The organism is Arthrobacter sp. ZGTC131 (assembly GCF_002929275.1).
Lineage (GTDB): Bacteria > Actinomycetota > Actinomycetes > Actinomycetales > Micrococcaceae > Arthrobacter.
Map to the genome: position 1 here is coordinate 59,173 of NZ_PJIK01000018.1, position 21,023 is coordinate 80,195.

A 21,023-nucleotide genomic window follows, 5' to 3' on the forward strand; every position below is an offset into this window, starting at 1 on the left:
GACCTCGCTTGTCCGGTGGCAGGATATTCGCATGACTGGCAACGAGGCATTCGACGTGATTATCGTGGGCGGCGGGCACAACGGACTGGCGGCCGCGGCCTACCTTTCCCGGGCCGGGCAGCGGGTGCTGGTGCTCGAGAGGCTCGGCCACGCCGGCGGTGCCGCCGTTTCCGCCCAGGCGTTCGACGGCGTCGACGCCCGCCTGTCCCGCTACTCATACTTGGTCAGCCTCCTGCCGCGGCAGATCATCGACGACCTCGGCCTGGACATCCGGCTGGCCCGCCGCCGGTATTCCTCCTACGCCCCCGACCCGTCGTCCCCGGGCCGCGGCCTTCTCGTCGACAACGGAGACGCCGGCGGCACTGCCGCCTCCTTCACCGCCATTGGCGCTCCAGCCGGTGAGGCCGAGGCCTTCGACGCGTTCTACGCCAGCTGCCGCAAACTGACCGAGGCCCTGTGGCCCACCATGCTGTCACCGCTGCCCACGAGGTCCGAGGCGATGCGGCTGGCGGAGGCAGGCGGGGCAATAGAGGCCTGGAACGCCGTGATGGAGCGGCCCATCGGCGAATCCATCACCGCATCCCTGCAGCACGGCCTGGTGCGCGGGGTGGTGCTGACAGACGCCCTGATCGGGACATTCGCGCAGGCCGGGAGCGAAGACCTGCAGCAGAACATCTGCTTCCTCTACCACCTCATCGGGGGCGGCACCGGCGACTGGGATGTCCCGGTCGGCGGCATGGGTTCGGTGTCCGGCGAGCTGGAACGGGCCGCCCGGGAAGCAGGAGCCACGGTTCTCACCGGCGCGGAGGTGACCGGAATCGATCCCTCGGGAACGGTGACGTATACGCGCGACGGCGAGGACCGGATGGCCGCTGCCAGCTGGGTCCTCGCCAACGTGGCCCCCGCCGTTCTGGCGAGGCTGAGGACAGGCGGTACCGTTTCCAGCCAGGAGGACCCGAACCCCAACCACTCGCGCGAAGGGGCCCAGGTCAAGGTGAACCTGCTGCTGAAGAGGCTCCCGCGGCTAGTGGACCAGACGGTCAGTCCGGAAGCGGCCTTCGGCGGCACCTTCCACATCAACGAGACCTGGGACCAGCTGGACAAGGCCTACCGGACAGCCGAATCCGGCGCCATTCCCCGGCCCCTGCCCTGCGAGATCTACTGCCACTCGCTGACGGATCCCACCATCCTGTCGCCGGAGTTGCAGGCGGCCGGAGCCCAGACCCTGACCGTGTTCGGACTCCACGTCCCGGACCGCCTCATCACCGAAGCGAACAACGACGCGCGACGCGCCGAACTTCAAGCGGCGGTGCTCAGCTCCCTGAACTCCGTGCTGGCAGAGCCCATCGAGGACCTCCTTCTGACGGCACCGGACGGGAGCCCCTGCATCGAAACCAAGACCACCCTGGACATCCAGCGGGCCGTCGGCATGCCGCGCGGCAACATCTTCCACGGCGGCCTGGACTGGCCGTTCGTGGATGACGGCACGCCGCTGGACACCCCGGCCCGGCGCTGGGGCGTTGCCACCGGCGATGACCGCATCCTGCTGTGCGGTTCCGGGGCACGCCGGGGCGGGGCAGTCAGCGCAATAGCCGGCCACAACGCCGCCATGGCCGTCCTGGAACTGGCACGGGGCTCATGAGCGGGGAAGCGGGCGCCTCGCGGCAGGAACCCGCGGCAGCCCAGCCGTGGAACCCGAGGCTCGCCTTGCTGGTGGCCGCCACGTTCTTCATGGAATTCCTGGACGGGACAGTGCTGACCACGGCGATCCCCAGCATCGCCGGTGACTTCGGCGTACCGGCCGCCAGCGTCAACATCACCATGACCGCCTACCTGATGACGGTGGCCATGGGCATCCCGCTCAGCGGCTGGCTGGCCGAACGGCTCGGTGCGCGGCGCGTCTTCTGCCTGGCCATTGCCGTCTTCACGGTTGCTTCCCTGCTCTGCGCGGCGAGCCAGGACCTGACCATGCTGACGCTGAGCCGCGTCCTGCAAGGCATCGGCGGGGCAATGATGGTCCCCGTGGGTACCCTCGTGGTGCTTCGCGGGACGCCCAAGGCGGAACTGCTTCGGGCTACCGCCTACCTGGTGTGGCCGGGGCTCCTGGCGCCGGTGCTGGCGCCGCTCGTCGGCGGTGCGCTGACAACCTATCTGTCCTGGCACTGGATCTTCCTGATCAACCTGCCTCTCGGCGCCGCGGCTTTCTTGGCCGCCCTGCGCCTCGTTCCGGCCGTGCCCGGCGACCGGCACCGCCGGCTGGACTGGGCAGGGCTGGCCCTCACCACCGCCGGGGTGGGCGCGCTGGTGGTGGGACTCGAGCTGGCCAGCGGCCACCCGGAGGGTCCGTGGACTTGGCTCAGCGTTGCGGCGGGGGCACTTGCCTTGGCCGCGGCTGCCGTCTGGATGCGGCGGGCAGCCAATCCGTTGTTCGATCTGACGGTATTTGCCACGCGGACTTTCAGGGCAACAAACACCGGCGGCTTCATCTACCGGCTGACCATCAGCGCCGTGCCCTTTCTGCTTCCCCTGATGTTCCAGGAAGGCTTCGGGTGGAGCCCCCTGCACGCGGGCATCATGGTGGCGGCGGTCTTCATCGGGAACATCGGCATCAAGCCCGCAACTACCCCGCTGATCCGGCGCTTCGGATTCAAGCCCGTCCTCGTCTTCGCCTCCCTCGCCTCGGCAGTGACCTTCGCATTGTGCGCCCTGCTCACGGCGGATACGCCGCAGCCGCTGATCTTTGCGCTCCTCGTGTGCAGCGGGGCGTTCCGCTCCATCGGCTACTCCGCCTACGCGTCAGTCCAGTACGCCGACATCCTTCCCGGCCAGCTGACCTCGGCCAACGCCGTCTCGGCCACCATGGTCCAGCTCGCGACCGGGGCCGGAATCGCCGTCGGGGCATTGCTCCTCCGCGTTTTCGACTCGTCTCCCGTCCTGGGCGGCGTGCTGGGCTCCACAGCGGACCACGGCGCGGTGGCCGCCTACCGGGGCGCTTTCCTGTCCATCGCCGTGCTGATGCTGCTCAGCACCGTTGACAGCCTCATGCTGCATCGGAATGCCGGAGCGGAGGTCAGCCGGCCTGGGCAAGTGCCAGCGGCAGAACCGCCCCGGCGCCGGCCCGCCTGAGGGCACGTCCGGCCACGGTGACGGTCCAGCGGCTGTCCACGAGGTCATCGATGAGCATGACGCTCTGTCCGCCGAAACCGGCGAGGGCGGACCCGAGCTCCTGCCCCACCGCGAGCCGGTCCCAGACGCCCGCCAGGCGGTAGGCGCTGTTGCCGCCCCGCCCGCCGGTCGGACCGCCGTGCTCCAGCTGCAGCTGCCCGAGGTAGGGGATGCGGCCGATCTCCGAGATGCCCCTGGCCAGCGAGTCCACAAGGGCCGGCCGGCTGCGCGAGGGCATGCTGACAATTGCCGCCGGGCGCCCAGCGCCGCTCCAGCCCGGGACCCTGGAGTCACCGGCGCCCCACTCCCGCAGCACCTGGACGCAGGCCTGCAGCATGCCGGGATCCACGGTGCGGTCCGCGGCCCCCGCAGCAAAGAGCTCCCGCAGCGCCCCGCCCCAGCCCAGGTCCGTGAGCCTGGCAAGGACGCGACCGTCGGCGAGGTTCTCGTCGGGCTTGATTTTCCCCTTCACCGGCACTCCGAGCCGGTCCATTCCGCTGGGCCACTGTAGCCGCGGTTCCAGCACAATGCCTGCCCGGCTCAGCGTCTGCCCCGCAGCCTCGGTGGCCGCCGAAGCGATGTCCGCGGGGAACCACCGGCCCGCACAGTTGTCGCACCGGCCGCACGCGGAGGCGGTCTCATCATCAAGAACCGACGTGATGTATTCCATCCGGCACCCTGCGGTGTCCTGGTAGATGACCATGGAGTCCTGCTCGTCCACGCGGGCTTCCGAGATGCGGCGGTACCGTTCGGCGTCGTAGGTCCACCGCTCGCCGGTGGACCGCCAGCCGCCGCCCACCCGTTCCACGGCACCGTCCACGGACAGCACCTTCAACAGCAGTTCCAGCGGCGTGCGGCGAAGGTCAACCCGGGCCTCAAGAGCCACGGTGGATACCGCGGCCCCGGCCTCCGCGAGGGCGGTCAGCACGGCGGTGGCCTTCTCCTCCGACGGCATGGAGGCTGTGGCGAAGTACTGCCAGATCTCGCGGTCCTCCGAGCCGGGAAGCAGCAGGACATCGGCATTCGCGGCGCCGCGCCCGGCACGGCCCACCTGCTGGTAGTAGGCCACCGGGGAGGACGGCGCTCCAAGGTGCACCACAAAGCCGAGGTCCGGCTTGTCGAAGCCCATGCCCAGGGCGGACGTGGCGACGAGCGCCTTCACCTGGTTGTCCTTGAGGAGCTGCTCGGCACGTTCCCGGTCTGCGGGGTCGGTGCGGCCCGTGTAGGCCAGCACCTCATGGCCTGCCTCGGCGAGGAGCCGAGCGGTGTCCTCGGCCGCCGAGACGGTCAGCGTGTAGATGATCCCGCTGCCCGGCAAGTCCGCCAGGTGCGTCAGCAGCCAGCCGAGCCGCTCGCGCGAATCGGGCAGCGTCAGAACTCCTAACCGCAGCGACTCCCTGCCCAGGGCGCCGCGGATGGTCAGCACGCCGTCTCCCAGCTGCTCCTCGATGTCGTGGACCACCCGGGAGTTGGCCGTGGCGGTGGTGGCCAGCACCGGAACAGTGTCAGGCAGGTGCGTGATGAGGTCCGCGATGCGGCGGTAGTCCGGCCGGAAGTCGTGGCCCCAGTCGGAAATGCAGTGGGCTTCGTCGATGACCAGCAGTCCGGTGCGGCGGATGAGCTCCGGCAGCTGGGTTTCGCGGAACGCGGGATTGGTGAGCCGTTCGGGTGAAACCAGCAGGACGTCCACCTGGTCCGCGGCCAGCTGTTCGCGCACCGTGTCCCACTCGAGCTGGTTGGCGGAGTTGATGGCGACTGCCCGGACGCCGGCGCGGGCGGCGGCAGCCACCTGGTCCCGCATCAGTGCCAGCAGCGGTGACACGATGAGCGTCGGGCCGGCTCCGCGCCGCCTGAGCAGCAGCGAGGCCACGAAGTAGACGGCAGACTTCCCCCAGCCCGTCCGCTGCACCACCAGGGCGCGCCGCCCGGCGTCGACCAGGGCCTCAATGGCCTCGAACTGGCCGTCGTGGAAGTCGGCTTCCGGGTGCCCCACCAGCCCCCGCAACACCTCCAGGGCCTGGCCCCGGGTCGCAGAGACCGCCGCCTGTTCTGTGCCGGCTGCCGGGCCGGAGGGGAGGCTGGAAACGGACGGAAGAACTGCAGCGTGCTGGTTATTGGCCATTGATTCAGTATCCCAGCCGCCTCTGACACTCCCAAGCACGGATCCGTCTATGTGGACAAGTGCCGGTCCGAAATACGGCGGCGCCACCCGGCGACGCTTCCATGACCCGTGTTTCGCGGGCCACCCCCTGCTTCACCGTAAGATAAGTCCCGTGACTAGCGACCAGACCCGTACTTTTGACCTTTCGGCCTCGTTCAAGGCGTATGACGTCCGCGGCATCGTGGGCGACTCCATCACTGCCGAGATCGTCGAAGCGGTCGGAGCGGCCTTCGTCGACGTGCTGGGGCTGGAAGGCCAGACCGTCCTGGTCGGAGGCGACATGAGGCCCTCCTCCCCCGAGTTCAGCAAGGCTTTCGCCAACGGCGCCGCCACGCGCGGAGCCGACGTCCAGCTGCTGGACCTGATCTCCACGGACGAGCTGTACTACGCGTGCGGAGCCCTGAACGCCGCCGGAGCCACGTTCACGGCGAGCCACAACCCCGCTGAATACAACGGCATCAAGATGGCCAAGGCCGGGGCCGTTCCCATTTCCTCGGAAACAGGGCTCAAGGAAATCCAGGCCCTCGCCGAGCAGTACCTGAACACGGGCAGCATCCCCGTCGCGGAAACCCGCGGCCAGATCGGCGTCCAGGACGTCCTGAAGGGTTACGCCGAATACCTCCGCACCCTCGTGGACCTCTCGGGTTCCCGCCCCCTGAAGGTCGTTGTGGATGCCGGCAACGGCATGGCCGGACTGACCACGCCCGCGGTGCTCGGCGACGCCCTGCTGCCGAAGCTTCCCTTTGACATCGTCCCGCTGTACTTCGAGCTGGACGGCTCCTTCCCGAACCACCCGGCCAACCCGCTGGAGCCGGAGAACCTGCGTGACCTTCAGGCCGCCGTCGTCGAACACGGTGCTGACATCGGGCTGGCCTTCGACGGCGACGCCGACCGCTGCTTTGTCATCGATGAAAACGGAGATGCCGTGTCGCCGTCGGCCATCACCGGCATGGTGGCCCGCCGCGAAATCGCCCGCGCCAAGGCGCAGGGCGAGGCGACGCCCACCATCATCCACAACCTGCTGACGTCCCGTGCAGTGCCCGAGCTGGTCGCCCAGGACGGCGGCCGTGCGGTCCGCACCCGCGTGGGCCACTCCTTCATCAAGGCCGTCATGGCCAAGGAAGGCGCCGTCTTCGGCGGCGAGCACTCCGCCCACTTCTACTTCCGAGACTTCTGGAATGCGGACACCGGCATGCTCGCGGCCATGCACGTGCTGGCAGCCCTGGGCGAACAGGACGGCCCGCTGTCCGAACTCGGCCGCGAGTACGAGCCGTACATCTCCTCCGGCGAAATCAACTCTGAGATCGAGGACAAGGCCGGCGCCGTGGAACGGGTCCGCGCCGATTTCGCGAACGACGCCGTTGACGTCGACCACCTGGACGGCAGCACCTTCACGGCCTCGGACGGAAGCTACTGGTTCAACCTGCGCCCCTCCAACACCGAACCGTTCCTGCGCCTGAACGCGGAAGCCACCGACCAGGCCACCATGGAACGCGTGCGCGACCGCGTGCTGGCCCTGGTCCGCCTCTAGGACCGCGACGATGGCCGAATCCCCTTCCTCCCCGGCGGAGCCGTCGTGGCGCACTTCCGTGCCGGAATCCACCGCCGCGGACCTGGAAAACCTCCTCGGCACCGGCATGGGGGCTGCGCAGGAGCAGCTTGAGCGCAACGGCGGCTTCCTGCCGTTCGCGCTGGTGGTGGAAAACGACGGCGAGGTCCGGCTTGTTGCCGTCTCGCCCGCTGACGCTGACTCAGGGTCGGATGACGAGTTCGACGCCGACGAGATGATCAGCGACCTCACCGAACTGCTGCGCCAGAACCGGGACGACTTCCGGGCAGCGGCGATAGTCTGCGACATCACCCTGGTCGAGGAAGGCTCGGACGCCATCCACGTGGCCACCGAGCACCGCGACGGAGGCGTGTTCGCGGCGGTCCTGCCGTACGCTGCGAACCAGGCCACGCGTGAATGGGATTTCGGCGAACTGGCCGCCGACACCAACGAACCCGCGATCTGGGTGGACTAGACCGGGTGGCCCCGCCTGGCTGGCGCCGGTCATTAAGCTGGTGACATGAAAATCAACGCCTTCGCGGACGTCAGCCTGCGCGCCCTCATGGTGCTGGCTGCCGCGCCGGACGGCGACCTGCTCACCACGCAGAGCGTGGCGGACGCCGTCGGCACACCGTACAACCACGTCAGCAAAGCCATGGCCAAGTTGCGCCTGCTGGGACTGATCGACGTCGAGCGCGGACGAAACGGCGGATCCAGGCTCAACGCCGCCGGCCGGGTCATCACCGTGGGCAAGGTCCTGCGGCAGCTCGACACCAGGACCGACGCCGCGGATTGCGTCGGCCCGAGCGGCGATTGCCCGCTGATCAACGAGTGCCGCCTTCGGGGCGCCCTGGCCCGCGCCCGGGAAGCCTTCTACCGGGAACTGGATGACGTGGTGGTGGCAGAACTGCCCGGTTCCCGGCAGATGGCGCCCATTTTCCAGGCCATCCGCCTGCGCCCCGGACTCTGAGCAAGCTTCCGGCACGACCTAATTAGGAAGTTATTTCTACAAGGTGTAGAAATGAGCCATGGATACTCGCATATGAGATGCATGTATCTGTACCGCGGCCCGGACGAAGCTCCGTGCCACTACCTCAGGAGTACACATGCTCTCGAACAAAGCCCGCCCTGTCATCGAGGCCACCCTTCCGCTGGTCGGCTCACGGATCGGCGACATCACGCCCAAGTTCTATGCCCGGCTTTTCGCCGCCCACCCTGAACTCCTGGACGGCCTGTTCAGCCGCTCCAACCAGCGCTCGGGCAAGCAGCAGCAGGCGCTGGCCGGCAGCATCGCCGCCTTCGCGACCCACCTGGTCAACAACCCGGGCACGCTCCCGGAGGCCGTCCTGTCCAGGATCGCGCACAAGCACGCCTCGCTGGGCATCACCGAACCGCAGTACCAGGTGGTCTACGAGCACCTGTTCGCTGCCATCGCGGAGGACCTGGCCGGCGTCATCACCCCCGACATCGCGGAGGCCTGGACCGAGGTGTACTGGCTCATGGCGGACGCGCTGATCAAGCTGGAAAAGGGACTCTACGCGGCCCAGGCAAACAGCAAGATGTGGACGCCGTGGAAGGTGGCCGCCAAGACGCCGGCCGGAACCGGGGCCATGACCTTCACCCTCGAACCGGCGGACGATACTCCGGTCACGCCCGCACTCCCCGGCCAGTACGTCAGCGTGAAGGTCCAGCTGCCCGACGGCCTGCGCCAGGTACGCCAATACTCACTGTCCGCCGGCGCCGGCACTGCCCGCATCTTCACCACAAAGCTCGACGACTGCGGTGAGGTGTCCCCGGTGCTGCACGCCGGCGTCGGCGTGGGAGACATCCTGGAGATCTCCAACCCGTATGGCGAAATCACGCTCAAGGACGGCGACGGGCCCGTGGTCCTCGCCTCCGCCGGCATCGGCTGCACGCCTACGGCCTCCATCCTGCGGTCGCTGGCGGACGCAGGAACCGGGCGGCAGGTGATGGTCCTGCACGCCGAAAGCACCCTGGACAGATGGGCCCTGCGCGGGCAGATGACCGAGGACGTGGAGCGCCTTGACGGCGCAGACCTTCAGCTCTGGCTCGAGGAGCCGCAGCCCGGCGCCAACGCCGGATTCATGTCACTGCGCGAAGTGGACCTGCCGGCCGACGCATCGCTGTACCTCTGCGGCCCGCTGCCCTTCATGCGGAAGATCCGCAGCGAGGCCATCGATGCCGGCATCCCGGCGACCCGGATCCACTACGAGGTCTTCGGCCCGGACATCTGGCTCGCCTCCTAGCCCCAGAAGCGCGAACGGACACTTGAGCACCGGGGCTTAAGTTTCCGTTCGCGCAACGAACGACGGCGGCCCCGCACCTTTAGCGAAAAAGGTGCGGGGCCGCCGTCGTACTGGGAAGGACGTGGACTAGCCCAGGCGGGTTTTCAGGCCGTCCAGCTCGCTCTGCAGCGCCGCGGGAAGCGAGCTACCGAAGTTGGCGAACCATTCCTCGATCGACGCGAGCTCGGTCTTCCACTCCTCGGGGTCGACGCGCACAGCAGCCTCCACCTGGGCGGGGGTCATGTCCAGGCCGGTCAGGTCGATGGATTCGCCGGTGGGCACGAAGCCGATGGGCGTTTCCACGGCATCGGCCTTGCCTTCGAGGCGTTCGATGGCCCACTTGAGGACGCGTGCGTTGTCCCCGAAGCCCGGCCAGGCGAAGCCGCCCTCGGCGGTGCGGCGGAACCAGTTCACCAGGAAGATCTTGGGCAGACGCTCCGGGTTGGCCTTGGCGGACAGGTTGACCCAGTGGTTCAGGTAGTCGCCTGCGTCGTAGCCGATGAACGGCAGCATGGCCATCGGATCGCGGCGCACGACGCCCACGGCACCGGCGGCTGCGGCCGTGGTCTCCGAGGAAAGCGTTGAGCCCATGAAGATGCCGTTCGACCAGTCCCGTGCCTGGGTGACCAGCGGAATGGTGGTCTTGCGGCGGCCGCCGAACAGGATCGCGGACAGCTCGACGCCATTGGGGCTGTGGTATTCCTCGGCCAGCATGTCGATCTGGTCGATCGGCGTGCAGAAACGGGAGTTCGGGTGGGCCGCCGGCTTGTCGGAACCGGGTGTCCAGGAATCGCCCTGCCAGTCGGTGAGGTGCGCGGGCACTTCCTCAGTCATGCCCTCCCACCACACGCCGCCGTCGTCCGTGAGTGCGACGTTCGTGAAGATGCTGTTGCCCTTGGCGATGGCGCGCATCGCGTTCGGGTTGGTGCCCCAGCCGGTGCCGGGAGCGACGCCGAACAGGCCCGCTTCCGGGTTGACGGCACGGAGTTCGCCTTCCTTGCCGAACCGCATCCAGGTGATGTCGTCCCCGAGGGTCTCCACCTTCCAGCCGTCGATGGTGGGGTCCAGCAGGGCAAGGTTGGTCTTGCCGCAGGCGGACGGGAAGGCTGCGGAAACGTAGTAGGTCTTCTGTTCCGGCGAGGTCAGCTTGAGAATCAGCATGTGCTCTGCCAGCCAGCCCTCGTCGTGCGCCATGACGGAGGCGATGCGCAGGGCGTAGCACTTCTTGCCGAGCAGGGCGTTTCCGCCGTAGCCCGAGCCGAAGGACCAGATGGACCGCTCCTCGGGGAAGTGCACGATCCACTTGTCCGGGTTGCACGGCCAGGAAACGTCGGCCTGGCCGGGCTCCAGCGGGGCGCCGAGGGAGTGCAGGGCCGGGACGAAGAACGCGTTCGTTTCGGTGATCCGGTTCAGGACGTCCGTGCCGATGCGGGCCATGATGCGCATCGATGCAACAACGTAGGCACTGTCGGTGATCTCGACGCCGAACTTGGGATCCTCGGCGTCGAGGTGGCCCATGACGAACGGGATGACGTACATGGTGCGGCCGCGCATGGAGCCGGAAAACAGCCCGCGCAGCTTCTCCTTCATCTCTGCCGGAGCCATCCAGTTGTTGGTGAAGCCGGCGTCGCGCTCGTTTTCGGAGCAGATGAACGTCTGCTCTTCCACGCGGGCCACGTCAGCGGGGTCCGAGAACGCGGCGAAGGAGTTGGGGAAGAGCTCCTGGTTCAGCCGCTTCAGCGTGCCCGCGGCGACGAGTTCGTCAGTGAGGCGGGTGTTTTCTTCCTCGGAGCCGTCAACCCAGTGAATCCGGTCCGGCTGGGTGAGCCCAGCGACCTCTTCGACCCACGCCAGGAGGCCGGCATGTGTGGTGGGTGCTTTCTCAAGCAACGGCAGTCGCGCCAGATGGCCCATTGTGGTTCCCTTCGTCGGGTTCAGTGGTGTGTGATAAATGCTATTTCTGATCATCTGGCCCATTTCGTAGTCAGACGTGGGATGTCCGGCCCCTTTGCGGGCAAATTCCGCGGAAACTCAACGATCCGGAGTTGAGAAAACTTGAAATTCGTGACGAAGGTCACATAGACCGGTCTAGTAGCCGAGATTACACAGTTCCCGATTTGGAACTATGGCGGACCTCGCGTAAAGTTATTCGAGGTTCGGGGCGAGCGAAGAGTTCGGCAGGAACCAAAAGATGCGCCCATAGCTCAGCTGGATAGAGCGTCTGTCTACGGAACAGAAGGTCAGGGGTTCGAATCCCTTTGGGCGCACAGATTGAAGATCCGCACCGCATACCCGGTGCGGATCTTCTGGTTTAAGCCCGGTTCTGGGGTTAGGACAAGACGTGCGTTCTGCGGCGGCCGTGACGCCGTGCGTCACTGCCCGGGGCGGCCATACCGCCCGTCAGCCGTCACAGCGCCGGAGTGGCGGCCGCCGACGGACGGTGCGCGCGTCAGTCGGCGACGACGTCGGAAATCCGGCGGCGGATGCCGTCGAAGTGGCGGGTCAGCTCCTGGGCAGCACGAGCCTTGTCGCCGGCAGCCACAGCCGTGTAGACGTTCCTGTGCAGCTCGGCCACGGCGGCCAGGTCCTCGGCCCCCGCGCCGATCTCGGAATGGATCTTGCGGTAAACCTTCCAGAAGACACCCAGCAGATTGAACAGGAGTTCGTTGTTCAGCGGTTCAAAAAGCCTGCTGTGGAAGTCCGAGTCAGCATCGACGAAGGACTCCCCCGCCGCCCCCAGTTCCTCCATCCGGACCACCGATTCCTCGATGCCGGCCAGCTGCCCGGCTGTCATCAGGTCCATCGAGCTGCCGATCAGGCCCGCCTCCAGGGCCTGCCGCACGTCCACGAGCTGCAGCGCCTCAAGCCCGTGGTGCCGCAGTGACAGCCTGGCGCGGAAGATGAGGCCGTCCGCCAATGCTTCAAAATTGCTGGGCGCCACAAACATTCCGAAGCCGTGGCGGATCTCGATGACGCCCAGGGCCTGCAGGACCTTGAGCGATTCCCGCAGCGTGTTCCGGCCCACTCCCAGTGCGGTGCACAGCTCGTTCTCCGTAGGCAGCGCATCACCGGCTTCGAGGTCACGGTCCAAGATGAGCTCCATGATGTCCGACTGCAGGGCACGAAGGCGGGCTTGGGCGCTGAACCTGGCAGGCGGAACGACATTCGAGGACGGCATCGGAACTCCTTCGTGACGGTACTTCCACACCGTAGCGGATGTCCCATGTCCCCTGAGCGGGAGCGTGCATTGTTACGGAACCGGCGGCGCCAGCCATATTGCCGGCGCCGCCGGAGTGGGGCCGGCGGGCGCCCGCGGGCGAGTGACCCGCAGTGGGGCCGGCGGGCACCGACGGAGTGGCCCGCCGCGCGAACGGCTGGCCGAGTGCCCCGGACGCCCGCGCCGTGTATCCCCAAAGCGATGCAGGCCTCGGCGTAGGCTGTTGCCATGACGCCACATGTTGTTGAACGGGAATTCGATGTCATTGTGATCGGCGCCGGCGCCGCAGGCGAAAATGCCGCAGACCGGGTGGTGCAGGGCGGCCTGACAGCGGCACTGGTGGAGGCTGAACTGGTGGGCGGCGAATGCTCCTACTGGGCCTGCATGCCGTCGAAGGCGCTGCTCCGGCCCGGCACGGCGCTGCACGGCGCACAGACCGTCCCCGGAGCCAGCGAGGCCGTCACGCAGACCCTTGACGTCGCGGCGGTCCTGAAGAGGCGCGACTCTTTCACCTCCAAATGGCAGGACGATAGCCAGGTGAAGTGGGTGGAGGATGCCGGCATTGAGCTCATCCGCGGGCGCGGCCGGATTACCGCACCGCGTGCTGTGGAAGTCGCCGGCATCGACGGCAACTCATACGCGCTCTCGGCGCGGCACGCCGTCGTCCTGGCGAACGGCTCCACGCCGAACCGGCCGCCCATCGACGGACTCTCCGAGGTTCAGTACTGGGGAACCCGCGAGGCGACCTCGGCCAAGGAGATCCCCGAACGGCTGGCCGTCCTTGGTGGCGGGGTCGCGGGCACGGAGCTCGCGCAGGCCTTTGCCCGCCTCGGGTCGGCCGTCACGCTCGTGGCGCGGAGCGGGCTGCTCAGGAATTTCCCCGCGGAGGCAGCGAAACTGGTTGCCGCGGGGCTTCGCGCCGACGGAGTGGAAATCCGCCTGGACACCAAAACACAGAGCATCCGCGAAAACGGCGACGGCTCCCTGACCCTGACGCTCGATGGCGGCGACACCGTTGAGGTGGACAGACTCCTGGTCTCGGCGGGGAGGCATCCCGCACTGGAGGGGCTCGGGCTGGAAAGCGTGGGGCTTGCCGGCGGCGACGCAAAGGCCCCGTCGCTGGGCACGGACTCCACCGGCCTGGTGCACGGCGCCGCCGGGAATAACGACGGCCCGTGGCTCTACGCGGTGGGGGACGCGGCCGGCAAGGCCCTGCTCACCCACCAGGGCAAGTACGAGGCCCGCGCCACCGGTGCGGCCATCGCTGCCCGCGCCAAAGGTGAGCTGGCGGGAGCGCCCGAGGCCTGGAGCCGCTACGCGCAGACAGCCAACGAGCACGCCGTTCCCAATGTGGTGTTTACCGATCCGGAACTGGCGAATGTCGGCCGGTCCGTGGAGCAGGCCCGAAAGGACGGCTACAACGTGTCCTCCGTGGAGCTGCCCATCGCCGTGGCGGGCTCTTCGCTGCATGCGGAGAACTATGAGGGCTGGGCGCAGCTCGTTATCGATGAGGACCGCAAGGTCCTGCTCGGTGCGACCTTCGCCGGCCCCGACGTCGCCGAGCTGCTGCACGCAGCCACCATCGCCGTCGTCGGCGAAGTACGGCTCGACCGGCTCTGGCACGCCGTCCCCTCCTACCCCACCATCAGCGAAGTCTGGCTCCGGCTCCTGGAGAAGTACGGCCTCTGACGCCGGAGCCGTTCTTTTTGTAACGCGAACTGGCAGCTAAGGCCCTCACATGCGAGTTCTGCGCGGGCATTACCTGCCAGTTCGCGCATGACGTGGTTGATCACAGGGACGCCCGTCTATTTGAACTGACCAGTCAGTTTAGTTAACCTTGTTGCAGACGACATCTGCGAAAGGCTCCCTTTGCTCTCCGTACAACAGCTTCGCGTGAACGGCCGGCGGGACGATCTCCTCCCGCCCACGTCACTGCAGGCATCCCGCGGCGAACTGCTGCTGGTCACGGCCGACCGCCAAGACCGGCGGACCGCGCTGGCCCTGGCGCTCAGCGGCCGGATGAAGCCGGGCGGCGGAACCGTCAGCTGGGACGGAAAGACCAAAATCAAGCAGCTCCGCTCCGCCGGCGCGCTGGTGGACTCCCCCGGCGTCAACGAACCCGAGCAGCACCTGAGCGTCCGCGACCTGGTGACGGAGGATCTGTCCCTTATTCCCCGCCGGTACCGCGGCGCCCTCCTCAGCAAGCCCTGGCTGAAGATCAACCGCTTCGAGGACATCGCCGGGATGTGGGCCGAGCAGCTCCCGCCGCGGCGGCGCACCGAGCTCCTGACAGCCCTGGCGCTGGCCAACCCGCGCACCGATCTCCTGGTCCTGGACTCCCCCGACAGGCACAGCGCCGATCCGGCGGACTGGCTGCCGCGGCTCAAGGAACTGGCGTACGACGGCGGCCGGCCACTCGCCGTCGTCGCCGCCGTGACGGCCCTCCCGCACGGCTGGACCGGCCCGGCCGCCGTCATCGGAAATGCGGCGCCGAAGGCCGCCGTCACCGACGAACAACCCGAAAACGAGGACGCAAAGTGACAGTGCTGCGGCTTGCCCGCTCCGAACTCAAGCGGATGACGGGCGGACTGCTGCCCAAGCTGACCATCCTGGCGCTGACCATGGTGCCCCTGCTCTACGGCGCGGTCTACCTGTATGCCAACTGGAATCCGTACGGCAACCTGAACCAGATCGACGCCGCGCTCGTCATGGAGGACACCGGCGCCGCCACCAGCGGCGCCGGGCGCCTGCAGGCCGGGCAGAAGGTGGCGGACAGCCTCGTCGAGGGGCACGTGTTCAACTGGCGGCCCGTCCAGTCCGCTGCCGAAGCCGACCAGGGCGTCAGCGAGGGAAAGTACGCCTTTGCGCTCAAGATCCCCCGCGACTTTTCGAGCAATCTGGCGTCACCCGGGAGTTTCGATTCGGCGAGCCAGGCCATGCTCAACGTCACCACGAACGACGCCAACAACTACCTGCTCAGCACCATCGTGGACAAGCTCACCACCGCCGTGCATGCCTCCGTCGCCAAGGAGGTCGGCGCGGAAACAGCGAACCAGCTCCTGACGGGCTTCGGCACCATTCACACGCAGATGGTCAAAGCGGCTGACGGGGCCGGGACCCTGGCAGACGGCACCGGCCGGCTCCGCGACGGCGCCGCCGGTCTGCATCGCGGCACCGGACAGCTCGAGGCGGGTTCTGCGGAGCTCGTCGACGGCCAGGTCAAACTTCGCGACGGCGCCGCGCAGCTTGCGTCCGGAGCCGGCCAGCTGAGCGGCGGGCTGGCCCAGCTCAAGGACAAAACTGCCGGGCTGCCCGCCGATTCGCAGCGGCTCGCCGAGGGCGCCGCCAAGGTGGCCGCCGGAAACGCGGCGCTGAACAGCAAAGTCCAGGACGTCGTCGGGCAGCTGCAGGCCGCAGACGACGGCCTCCGGGCTCGGGTCGAGGAGTCCAACGCCCGGCTGGTCGTCGCCGGCGTCCTGACCCAGGAGCAGGCTGCCAAAGTCCTGGCCGAAGTGGATGCCGCCGCGGCCTCCGGCCCTGCCGCTGACGCGCGGGCGAAAATCCAGGCCGATGCCGCACAGATCCAGCAGCTCGCCGACGGCTCGGCTGCGGTGAGCGCCGGGGCAGCCAAGCTCGCCGCAGCAACTCCTGCGCTGTCCGGTGCCATCTCCGCGGCGTCGAGCGGCGCGGACCGGCTCTCTGCCGGCGCAACAACACTGGCGGCCGGGCAGCAGACGGCCCTGGACGGTGCGGCCGGGCTCTCCGAGGGAGCGCGGAAGCTTGACGACGGCGCAGCCCAGCTGGAGACCGGTGCAGGCACCGCCGCCGACGGTTCCCGGACGCTGGCCACAGAATTGTCGAAGGGTGCCGGCAAGGTTCCGAACCCGGACGAAGCGCAGAAGAATAACCTCTCGGGAGTGATGTCCGACCCCGTGGCCGTCAGCAACGTATCGCAGGCCAAGGCGGGTTCCTACGGCGCCGGACTGGCGCCGTTCTTCCTGACCCTGGCCTTGTGGATCGGCGTGTTCATGCTGATCCAGGCCATGCGCCCCGTCACTCAGCGGGCCCTTGCCTCCAATGCTCCCGCCTGGAAGATCGCGGTCGGCGGCTGGGTTCCGTTCCTTGCCGTGTCCGCTGTCCAGGCCAGCCTGCTTACCGTCGTGGTGAACGTGGGGCTGGGGCTGAATCCTGCCCATCCGGTGCTGATGTGGCTGTTCCTGCTGGCGGCGGCGGCGGCCTTCAGCGCCATCATCCAGGGCGTGGTGGCCCTGCTGGGCTCGCCGGGGAAGCTGGTGGTGCTCATCCTCCTGGTGCTGCAGCTCGTCTCCTCGGGGGGAACATTCCCGTGGCAGACCACGCCGCAGCCGCTGCACGTGGTGCATCAGATCCTGCCCATGGGCTACGTGGTCAACGGCATGCGGCACCTGATCTACGGCGCGGACCTCTCCATGCTTCCGTCCACCGTGGCCGGACTGCTTGGCTACACTTTGCTCGGGGTGGTGCTCTCTACGCTGGCCGTCCGCAAGCACAAGTTCTGGACCCTCAAGACCCTGAAACCGGAGATCGCCGTATGAGCTCGTCGGAGGCCGGCCAGGCGGCCGTTCAGCCCAAGAAACTGCGTCCCGCACGGACGAACGCCACCAGGCAGAGGCTCTTCGAGGCCTCCATGGAGCTGATCGGCGAGCGCGGTGCGGCAGGAGTGACGGTGGACGAGATCGCGGCGGCGGCAGGCGTTTCCAAGGGCACGGTCTATTACAACTTCGGCAGCAAGTCCGACCTGATCGCCCAGCTCCTGCGGCACGGCGTGGACATCCTCGAAGCCAGGCTTCTTAGCGTGCAGGGTGAATCCGCTGACTCCCTCGCCGGCATGGACGCCATGATCGGCCAGGCCATGGACTTCATGGCCGAATATCCGTCCTTCGCCCGGCTGTGGGTGAGCGAGAACTGGCGCACTCCCAGCGAATGGCAGGACACGTTCGCGGAACTCCGCGCGCGGTTGCTCGGAGTGATCGGCTCGGCGGTTGAAAGGGTGGCCGCGGAGTACCCCGTGGATGCCTCCATCTCGCGTGGGAGCCTGGAAACGGCGATATTCGGCGCTTGCTTTGTGGTGGGACTCGACCGCCAGACGTACAACCCGGAGCGGACCCGTGACCAAAGTGTTGCCGCCATCATGGCCATCATGCGTGGCTACGTGCAGAAGCAGCCCGATCCTCAGCGATGATTAGTCCCATGGGCCACATGGGTAACTGCGGGAAGACAGCCGTAGGCGCTGTTTTTGCCGCGCTCGGCGCACTGGCACTGACGGCCGTCACCCTTGAGGAGGCGGCGCTGTTCGCCTTCGGGGGCGCAGTGGCCGTGGGCTATGTGGCATCCGTGGCCGAGGCATTCGCCCGCCGGCGCTACCTGGCGCTGCTGGCCGGCGGCGTGGGAACCAGCCTGTTCATCGGCTGCAGCATCGCCTTCCTGCGCATGTGGGGCCTGGCGTTCAACCAGGACCCCGGGGCGCTCGGGGAGGCCGTGACCACCGAGGACTCGGACATCTACTTCTACCTGGCGGCAGCGTCGGGTTTGCTGACCCTGCTGGTGCTCTTCACCGCGGCCGTCTGGCCGTCCGGGAGGCGCCTGCGGCCGCGGGCCAAGGTCGCGGCCCGCAAGCCGGCGCCGTCCCGTGCATCGGCGCGCCGGCCGGCCGCGAGGCTCCCTGCAGGCGCGCGGCAATCTCCTGCTGCCGGTCAGCGCACTCCCGCGGCGCGGCAGGCTGCGGCGCGCCCGGCTACACCGCGTCAGACCACACCGCGTCAGGCCACTCAGCGGACCGCGGCGCCCCGGCAGTCCCCGCCGCGCCAGCCGGCTCAGCGGACGGCCGCCCCTCGGACATCCGGTTCAGGGACATCCGGTCCCGGGACGTCTGCCGGCAGGGCTCCTCGCCGCTGAACCGCCGCTTAACCGCCACTGATCGGTCTCTGCGGTGGCGCAGTTCCCGGACGGCACGTGCCCGCAGACCCGGGGTCACCGGACCGCTCTGGTTACCGGACGACCCGGGGTCACCGGACCACCCTGGTTACCGGAAGACGCTCAGTGACTGCCATCCGTTGCCCACCTGGCGGCTTCCGGTGAACCGGCCGCTGCCGAGGCTGTAGTAGATCAGCCGGCCGTCAACGGCCTTGGCCGTGAGGCCGCGCGTTCCCGTGCCTTGGAATCCAAAGGAGGCATGGGACTGGGCCACGGCGCCCCAGCCGTTCCCCACCTTCAGGCGCGCTTCCTGCGCGAACCTGCCGGCGCCGTCGGACCTGTACAGCATGAGGTTCCCGGCGGCAGTGGTGACCAGCAGGTCCTGGCGCCTGTCGTTGTCGAAATCTGCCATGGCCAGCCTCAGTCCCTGGAACCCGTTCCCGATCTGCTGCCGGGCGCCAAGGGCGCCGCCGGCCGCATTCGGGTAGAAGTACATGGCGCCGTCCGGAGCAGTTCCCACCACCCCGGGGAACCGGTGGCCGCCGTGCCACTTGCCCACGGTGATGTTCATGGCCTGCCAGCCCGCCGTGCCGGCCGTCACGGGACTGAGGAAACCGCCGGAGAGCTTGCCGCGATAAACCGTGAGGGTTCCGCTCTTCCACTGGGCGATGATGTCGTTGACCCCGTCGGCGTTCCAGTCGGCCACGAAGCCGGCTTTCAGGCCCGCCCAGCCCGCCCCGATCCGTTCCCGGGCACCGAAGCCACCGGCGCGGTTCGCCGGATAGTTCCACAGGACCCCGGCGGAATCCGCTGCCAGCACATCGGCCCCGCTCTTGATGGACGGGCGGGCCGCGAAGTACTGCTCCATCGTGGGGATGCCGCGGATCTTCATGTCCGAGGCCAGCTGGACGCCGACGAAACGCAGATGCCAGGGCTCATAGGTGTAGCCGGTGATGTGCGTGTAGCCAGCCGGATACCTCACGATGAACCCGTAGCGGTGCGCGTTGGCAGCCACCCAGCGCCCGCCGGGAGTGGTCCCAAAGCAGGCGGTCAGGCCGCAGCCGCCGCCCACATTGCCCACATCGGCGGCGAGCCCTGTCTGGTGTTCGCTGTAACCGGGCCGTGCCGAGATCTGGTCCGCATACGCCTGGCCGTACATCTGGACGTAGGAGCTGTAGAGCGCAGCCTGGGAGGCATAGGACCTGTACGCGCTCACAAGCTCCAGGGAGTGTCCGGCCGCACGCGCCCCGGCGAACAGCTGGCTCACGGCGCCCGACACCTGGGCGCGCAGCAGATGGCCCGTCCCGCCCCACGACACAAGGTCCCGCGGAACAAACTGCGCGGGGTTCAACGGCCGGGACTTGTTGACCAGCACCCAGGCGTGGTTGGGGTCTGTCACCACGCGTGTGGAGAGCTGCTCTCCGGAGGGTGCGGCGTTGGCGGCCGCACCGCCCGCCAGAAGCATCAGAACGACGACGACGACGGCGAACCGCCGGGCGCACACCCGCCACCGGTTCAAAGCAGAAATCAGCATGGCGGGCCCTTCCCCATTAGGCGCTGAGATCAAGGGTACCCGTGCGCGGCCGGGGACTGGCGGGGGTGTTCGCGCTAATGCGCGCGAGGGACCTTGAAATGCGTGATCCGCGCGTCCTGCCCGTCGAGTTCCGCCCAGGATTTCTCTGTCTCGAGGACGGTCAGGCCGCTGGTGGGAAAGCGGGTAGCCGCGTCCATGTAGGCGTCGTGCTTGGAGTCACGGGACGCCAGGTGCATGGCCAAGTCCTGCACGCCGGGCATGTGGGAGATCACCATGAGGGTGGTGACGGTGTCCGGAACGTGGTTGATGACCGCGAGCATGCGGAGCGCGGTGGCGGCGTAGAGCCCGTCCTCAAGCTTCGGCGTCGGCGCCTTGTCGCCGAGCTCGCTGCACACCCAGGTGCAGGTCTGCCGGGTCCGCAGGGCGCTCGAGCAGAGGATGAAGTCCGGCACGATGTTGTGTTTGAGCAGCCATTTGCCGGCCAGCGGCGCCTCACGGTGGCCGCGCTCTTCCAAGGGACGGTCATGGTCCGCCACACCTCCGGGCCAGTCGGACTTGGCGTGGCGCATGATCACCAGACGCCTCTTGTGGTGCGCGCTCATGGACTCACCCTACTACCCCACTAGGCAGCAGCACGTGTCCGATTCAGGCTCGAGAACGACGCGACCTGCGACCCGGTTGGGCAGGTAAGGGGGACGGCCGTGCGGGTCAGTCGTCCAGGACGAAGGTCACCTCGAGCACAACGTGCCACGCGACGACGTTGCCGTTGGCGATTTCGACTTTCTGCTCCTTGACCCAAGCGCCGGAAACACCGCGCAGGGTCTTGTTGGCGCGGGAAATGCCCTCTTTAATGGCGTCGTCAAAAGAGGTTTTGGAGTTGGCGCTCAGCGTGGTGATGCGTGCAACTGACATGGTTCCTCCTGCTAGTCGAATCAACGATCCCGAGCCTACGCCGCACCAAGAAAAGTCAACAGAGCTCCAAGAAACCCAGCCGCAGCGGGACCCCGATCAAGGACTGGAGCCACGGGGACCAATGTTCCGTTGAGGGCTCTGTAGCGCAGCGGCACATCCCGAAAGCGCCGTTGTTGCGTGAGGAACGAGCGCAGGCGCCGAGGGATCGTGACGCGAAAGCGAAAGCG

At 67.9% G+C, this 21,023-nt stretch carries 17 protein-coding genes and 1 tRNA gene; 12 read left to right on the forward strand and 6 right to left on the reverse strand.

Translation table 11 applies throughout. The features are described 5' to 3' along the window. The first annotated feature begins 31 nt into the window (after positions 1 to 31). Together CXQ90_RS18730 and CXQ90_RS18735 are read left to right on the forward strand one after the other, a co-directional pair. On the forward strand, positions 32 to 1,642 hold the full coding sequence (locus CXQ90_RS18730; RefSeq protein WP_104140860.1) for an NAD(P)/FAD-dependent oxidoreductase: 1,611 nt from the start codon (positions 32 to 34) through the stop codon (positions 1,640 to 1,642). Further along, positions 1,639 to 3,126 carry an MFS transporter gene (locus CXQ90_RS18735; RefSeq protein ID WP_104140861.1) on the forward strand — a complete coding sequence of 496 codons (1,488 nt, stop codon included), beginning with the start codon at positions 1,639 to 1,641 and terminating at the stop codon, positions 3,124 to 3,126. Before CXQ90_RS18730 ends, CXQ90_RS18735 begins: the two co-directional genes overlap by 4 nt. Here CXQ90_RS18735 and CXQ90_RS18740 read toward each other — a convergent pair. Then, positions 3,071 to 5,287 carry an ATP-dependent DNA helicase RecQ gene (locus CXQ90_RS18740; RefSeq protein WP_104140862.1) on the reverse strand — a complete coding sequence of 739 codons (2,217 nt, stop codon included), beginning with the start codon at positions 5,285 to 5,287 and terminating at the stop codon, positions 3,071 to 3,073. The genes CXQ90_RS18735 and CXQ90_RS18740 overlap by 56 nt on opposite strands. Positions 5,288 to 5,438: 151 nt before the next feature. On the opposite strand from CXQ90_RS18740, the gene CXQ90_RS18745 reads away from it, so the two are divergent. The 4 genes from CXQ90_RS18745 to CXQ90_RS18760 all read left to right on the forward strand — a co-directional run bounded on the left by CXQ90_RS18745 (position 5,439) and on the right by CXQ90_RS18760 (position 9,142). Then, the gene (locus CXQ90_RS18745; protein ID WP_104140863.1) at positions 5,439 to 6,857 is read left to right on the forward strand and encodes a phosphomannomutase/phosphoglucomutase; all 1,419 of its coding nucleotides are present in this window, start codon (positions 5,439 to 5,441) and stop codon (positions 6,855 to 6,857) included. 10 nt (positions 6,858 to 6,867) lie between these two features. After that, positions 6,868 to 7,350, forward strand: a complete 483-nt coding sequence (locus CXQ90_RS18750; protein ID WP_104140864.1) for a hypothetical protein — start codon at positions 6,868 to 6,870, stop codon at positions 7,348 to 7,350. A 45-nt stretch (positions 7,351 to 7,395) separates the two neighbouring features. Then, the gene (locus CXQ90_RS18755) at positions 7,396 to 7,845 is read left to right on the forward strand and encodes an Rrf2 family transcriptional regulator (RefSeq protein ID WP_104140865.1); all 450 of its coding nucleotides are present in this window, start codon (positions 7,396 to 7,398) and stop codon (positions 7,843 to 7,845) included. 136 nt (positions 7,846 to 7,981) lie between these two features. Further along, positions 7,982 to 9,142 carry a globin domain-containing protein gene (locus CXQ90_RS18760; RefSeq protein WP_104140866.1) on the forward strand — a complete coding sequence of 387 codons (1,161 nt, stop codon included), beginning with the start codon at positions 7,982 to 7,984 and terminating at the stop codon, positions 9,140 to 9,142. 126 nt (positions 9,143 to 9,268) lie between these two features. On the opposite strand, the gene CXQ90_RS18765 is transcribed toward CXQ90_RS18760, so the two are convergent. Next, positions 9,269 to 11,095 (reverse strand): phosphoenolpyruvate carboxykinase (GTP), encoded by a 1,827-nt coding sequence (locus CXQ90_RS18765; RefSeq protein ID WP_104140867.1) that lies wholly within the window; start codon positions 11,093 to 11,095, stop codon positions 9,269 to 9,271. A gap of 279 nt (positions 11,096 to 11,374) precedes the next feature. On the opposite strand from CXQ90_RS18765, the gene CXQ90_RS18770 reads away from it, so the two are divergent. Continuing rightward, positions 11,375 to 11,448, forward strand: a tRNA-Arg gene (locus tag CXQ90_RS18770). Positions 11,449 to 11,630: 182 nt separating this feature from the next. On the opposite strand, the gene CXQ90_RS18775 is transcribed toward CXQ90_RS18770, so the two are convergent. Further along, positions 11,631 to 12,359 (reverse strand): FadR/GntR family transcriptional regulator, encoded by a 729-nt coding sequence (locus tag CXQ90_RS18775; protein ID WP_104140868.1) that lies wholly within the window; start codon positions 12,357 to 12,359, stop codon positions 11,631 to 11,633. Between the two features lie 267 nt (positions 12,360 to 12,626). On the opposite strand from CXQ90_RS18775, the gene CXQ90_RS18780 reads away from it, so the two are divergent. The 5 genes from CXQ90_RS18780 (at position 12,627) to CXQ90_RS18800 (ending at position 18,332) form a co-directional block, all read left to right on the forward strand. Beyond that, entirely contained in the window at positions 12,627 to 14,087 is a 1,461-nt protein-coding gene (locus tag CXQ90_RS18780) for an NAD(P)/FAD-dependent oxidoreductase (RefSeq protein ID WP_104140869.1), read from the forward strand. A 180-nt stretch (positions 14,088 to 14,267) separates the two neighbouring features. Continuing rightward, positions 14,268 to 14,939 carry an ABC transporter ATP-binding protein gene (locus tag CXQ90_RS18785; protein WP_104140870.1) on the forward strand — a complete coding sequence of 224 codons (672 nt, stop codon included), beginning with the start codon at positions 14,268 to 14,270 and terminating at the stop codon, positions 14,937 to 14,939. After that, a complete protein-coding gene (locus CXQ90_RS18790) occupies positions 14,936 to 16,972 on the forward strand; it encodes a YhgE/Pip family protein (protein WP_104140871.1) in 2,037 nt (678 codons plus the stop codon). The genes CXQ90_RS18785 and CXQ90_RS18790 overlap by 4 nt, the downstream gene beginning before the upstream one ends. Then, positions 16,969 to 17,619 carry a TetR/AcrR family transcriptional regulator gene (locus tag CXQ90_RS18795; RefSeq protein WP_104140872.1) on the forward strand — a complete coding sequence of 217 codons (651 nt, stop codon included), beginning with the start codon at positions 16,969 to 16,971 and terminating at the stop codon, positions 17,617 to 17,619. The genes CXQ90_RS18790 and CXQ90_RS18795 overlap by 4 nt, the downstream gene beginning before the upstream one ends. 8 nt (positions 17,620 to 17,627) lie before the next feature. Then, positions 17,628 to 18,332, forward strand: a complete 705-nt coding sequence (locus tag CXQ90_RS18800; protein WP_104140873.1) for a hypothetical protein — start codon at positions 17,628 to 17,630, stop codon at positions 18,330 to 18,332. Positions 18,333 to 18,459: 127 nt separating this feature from the next. Here the strand turns inward: CXQ90_RS18800 and CXQ90_RS18805 are convergent, their stop codons facing one another. The 3 genes from CXQ90_RS18805 to CXQ90_RS18815 form a co-directional block, all read right to left on the reverse strand. Continuing rightward, on the reverse strand, positions 18,460 to 19,884 hold the full coding sequence (locus tag CXQ90_RS18805; protein ID WP_104140874.1) for a M15 family metallopeptidase: 1,425 nt from the start codon (positions 19,882 to 19,884) through the stop codon (positions 18,460 to 18,462). 74 nt (positions 19,885 to 19,958) lie between these two features. After that, positions 19,959 to 20,486 (reverse strand): histidine phosphatase family protein, encoded by a 528-nt coding sequence (locus tag CXQ90_RS18810; RefSeq protein ID WP_104140875.1) that lies wholly within the window; start codon positions 20,484 to 20,486, stop codon positions 19,959 to 19,961. 106 nt (positions 20,487 to 20,592) lie between these two features. After that, a complete protein-coding gene (locus CXQ90_RS18815) occupies positions 20,593 to 20,796 on the reverse strand; it encodes a dodecin family protein (protein ID WP_104140876.1) in 204 nt (67 codons plus the stop codon). Positions 20,797 to 21,023 lie beyond the last annotated feature (227 nt).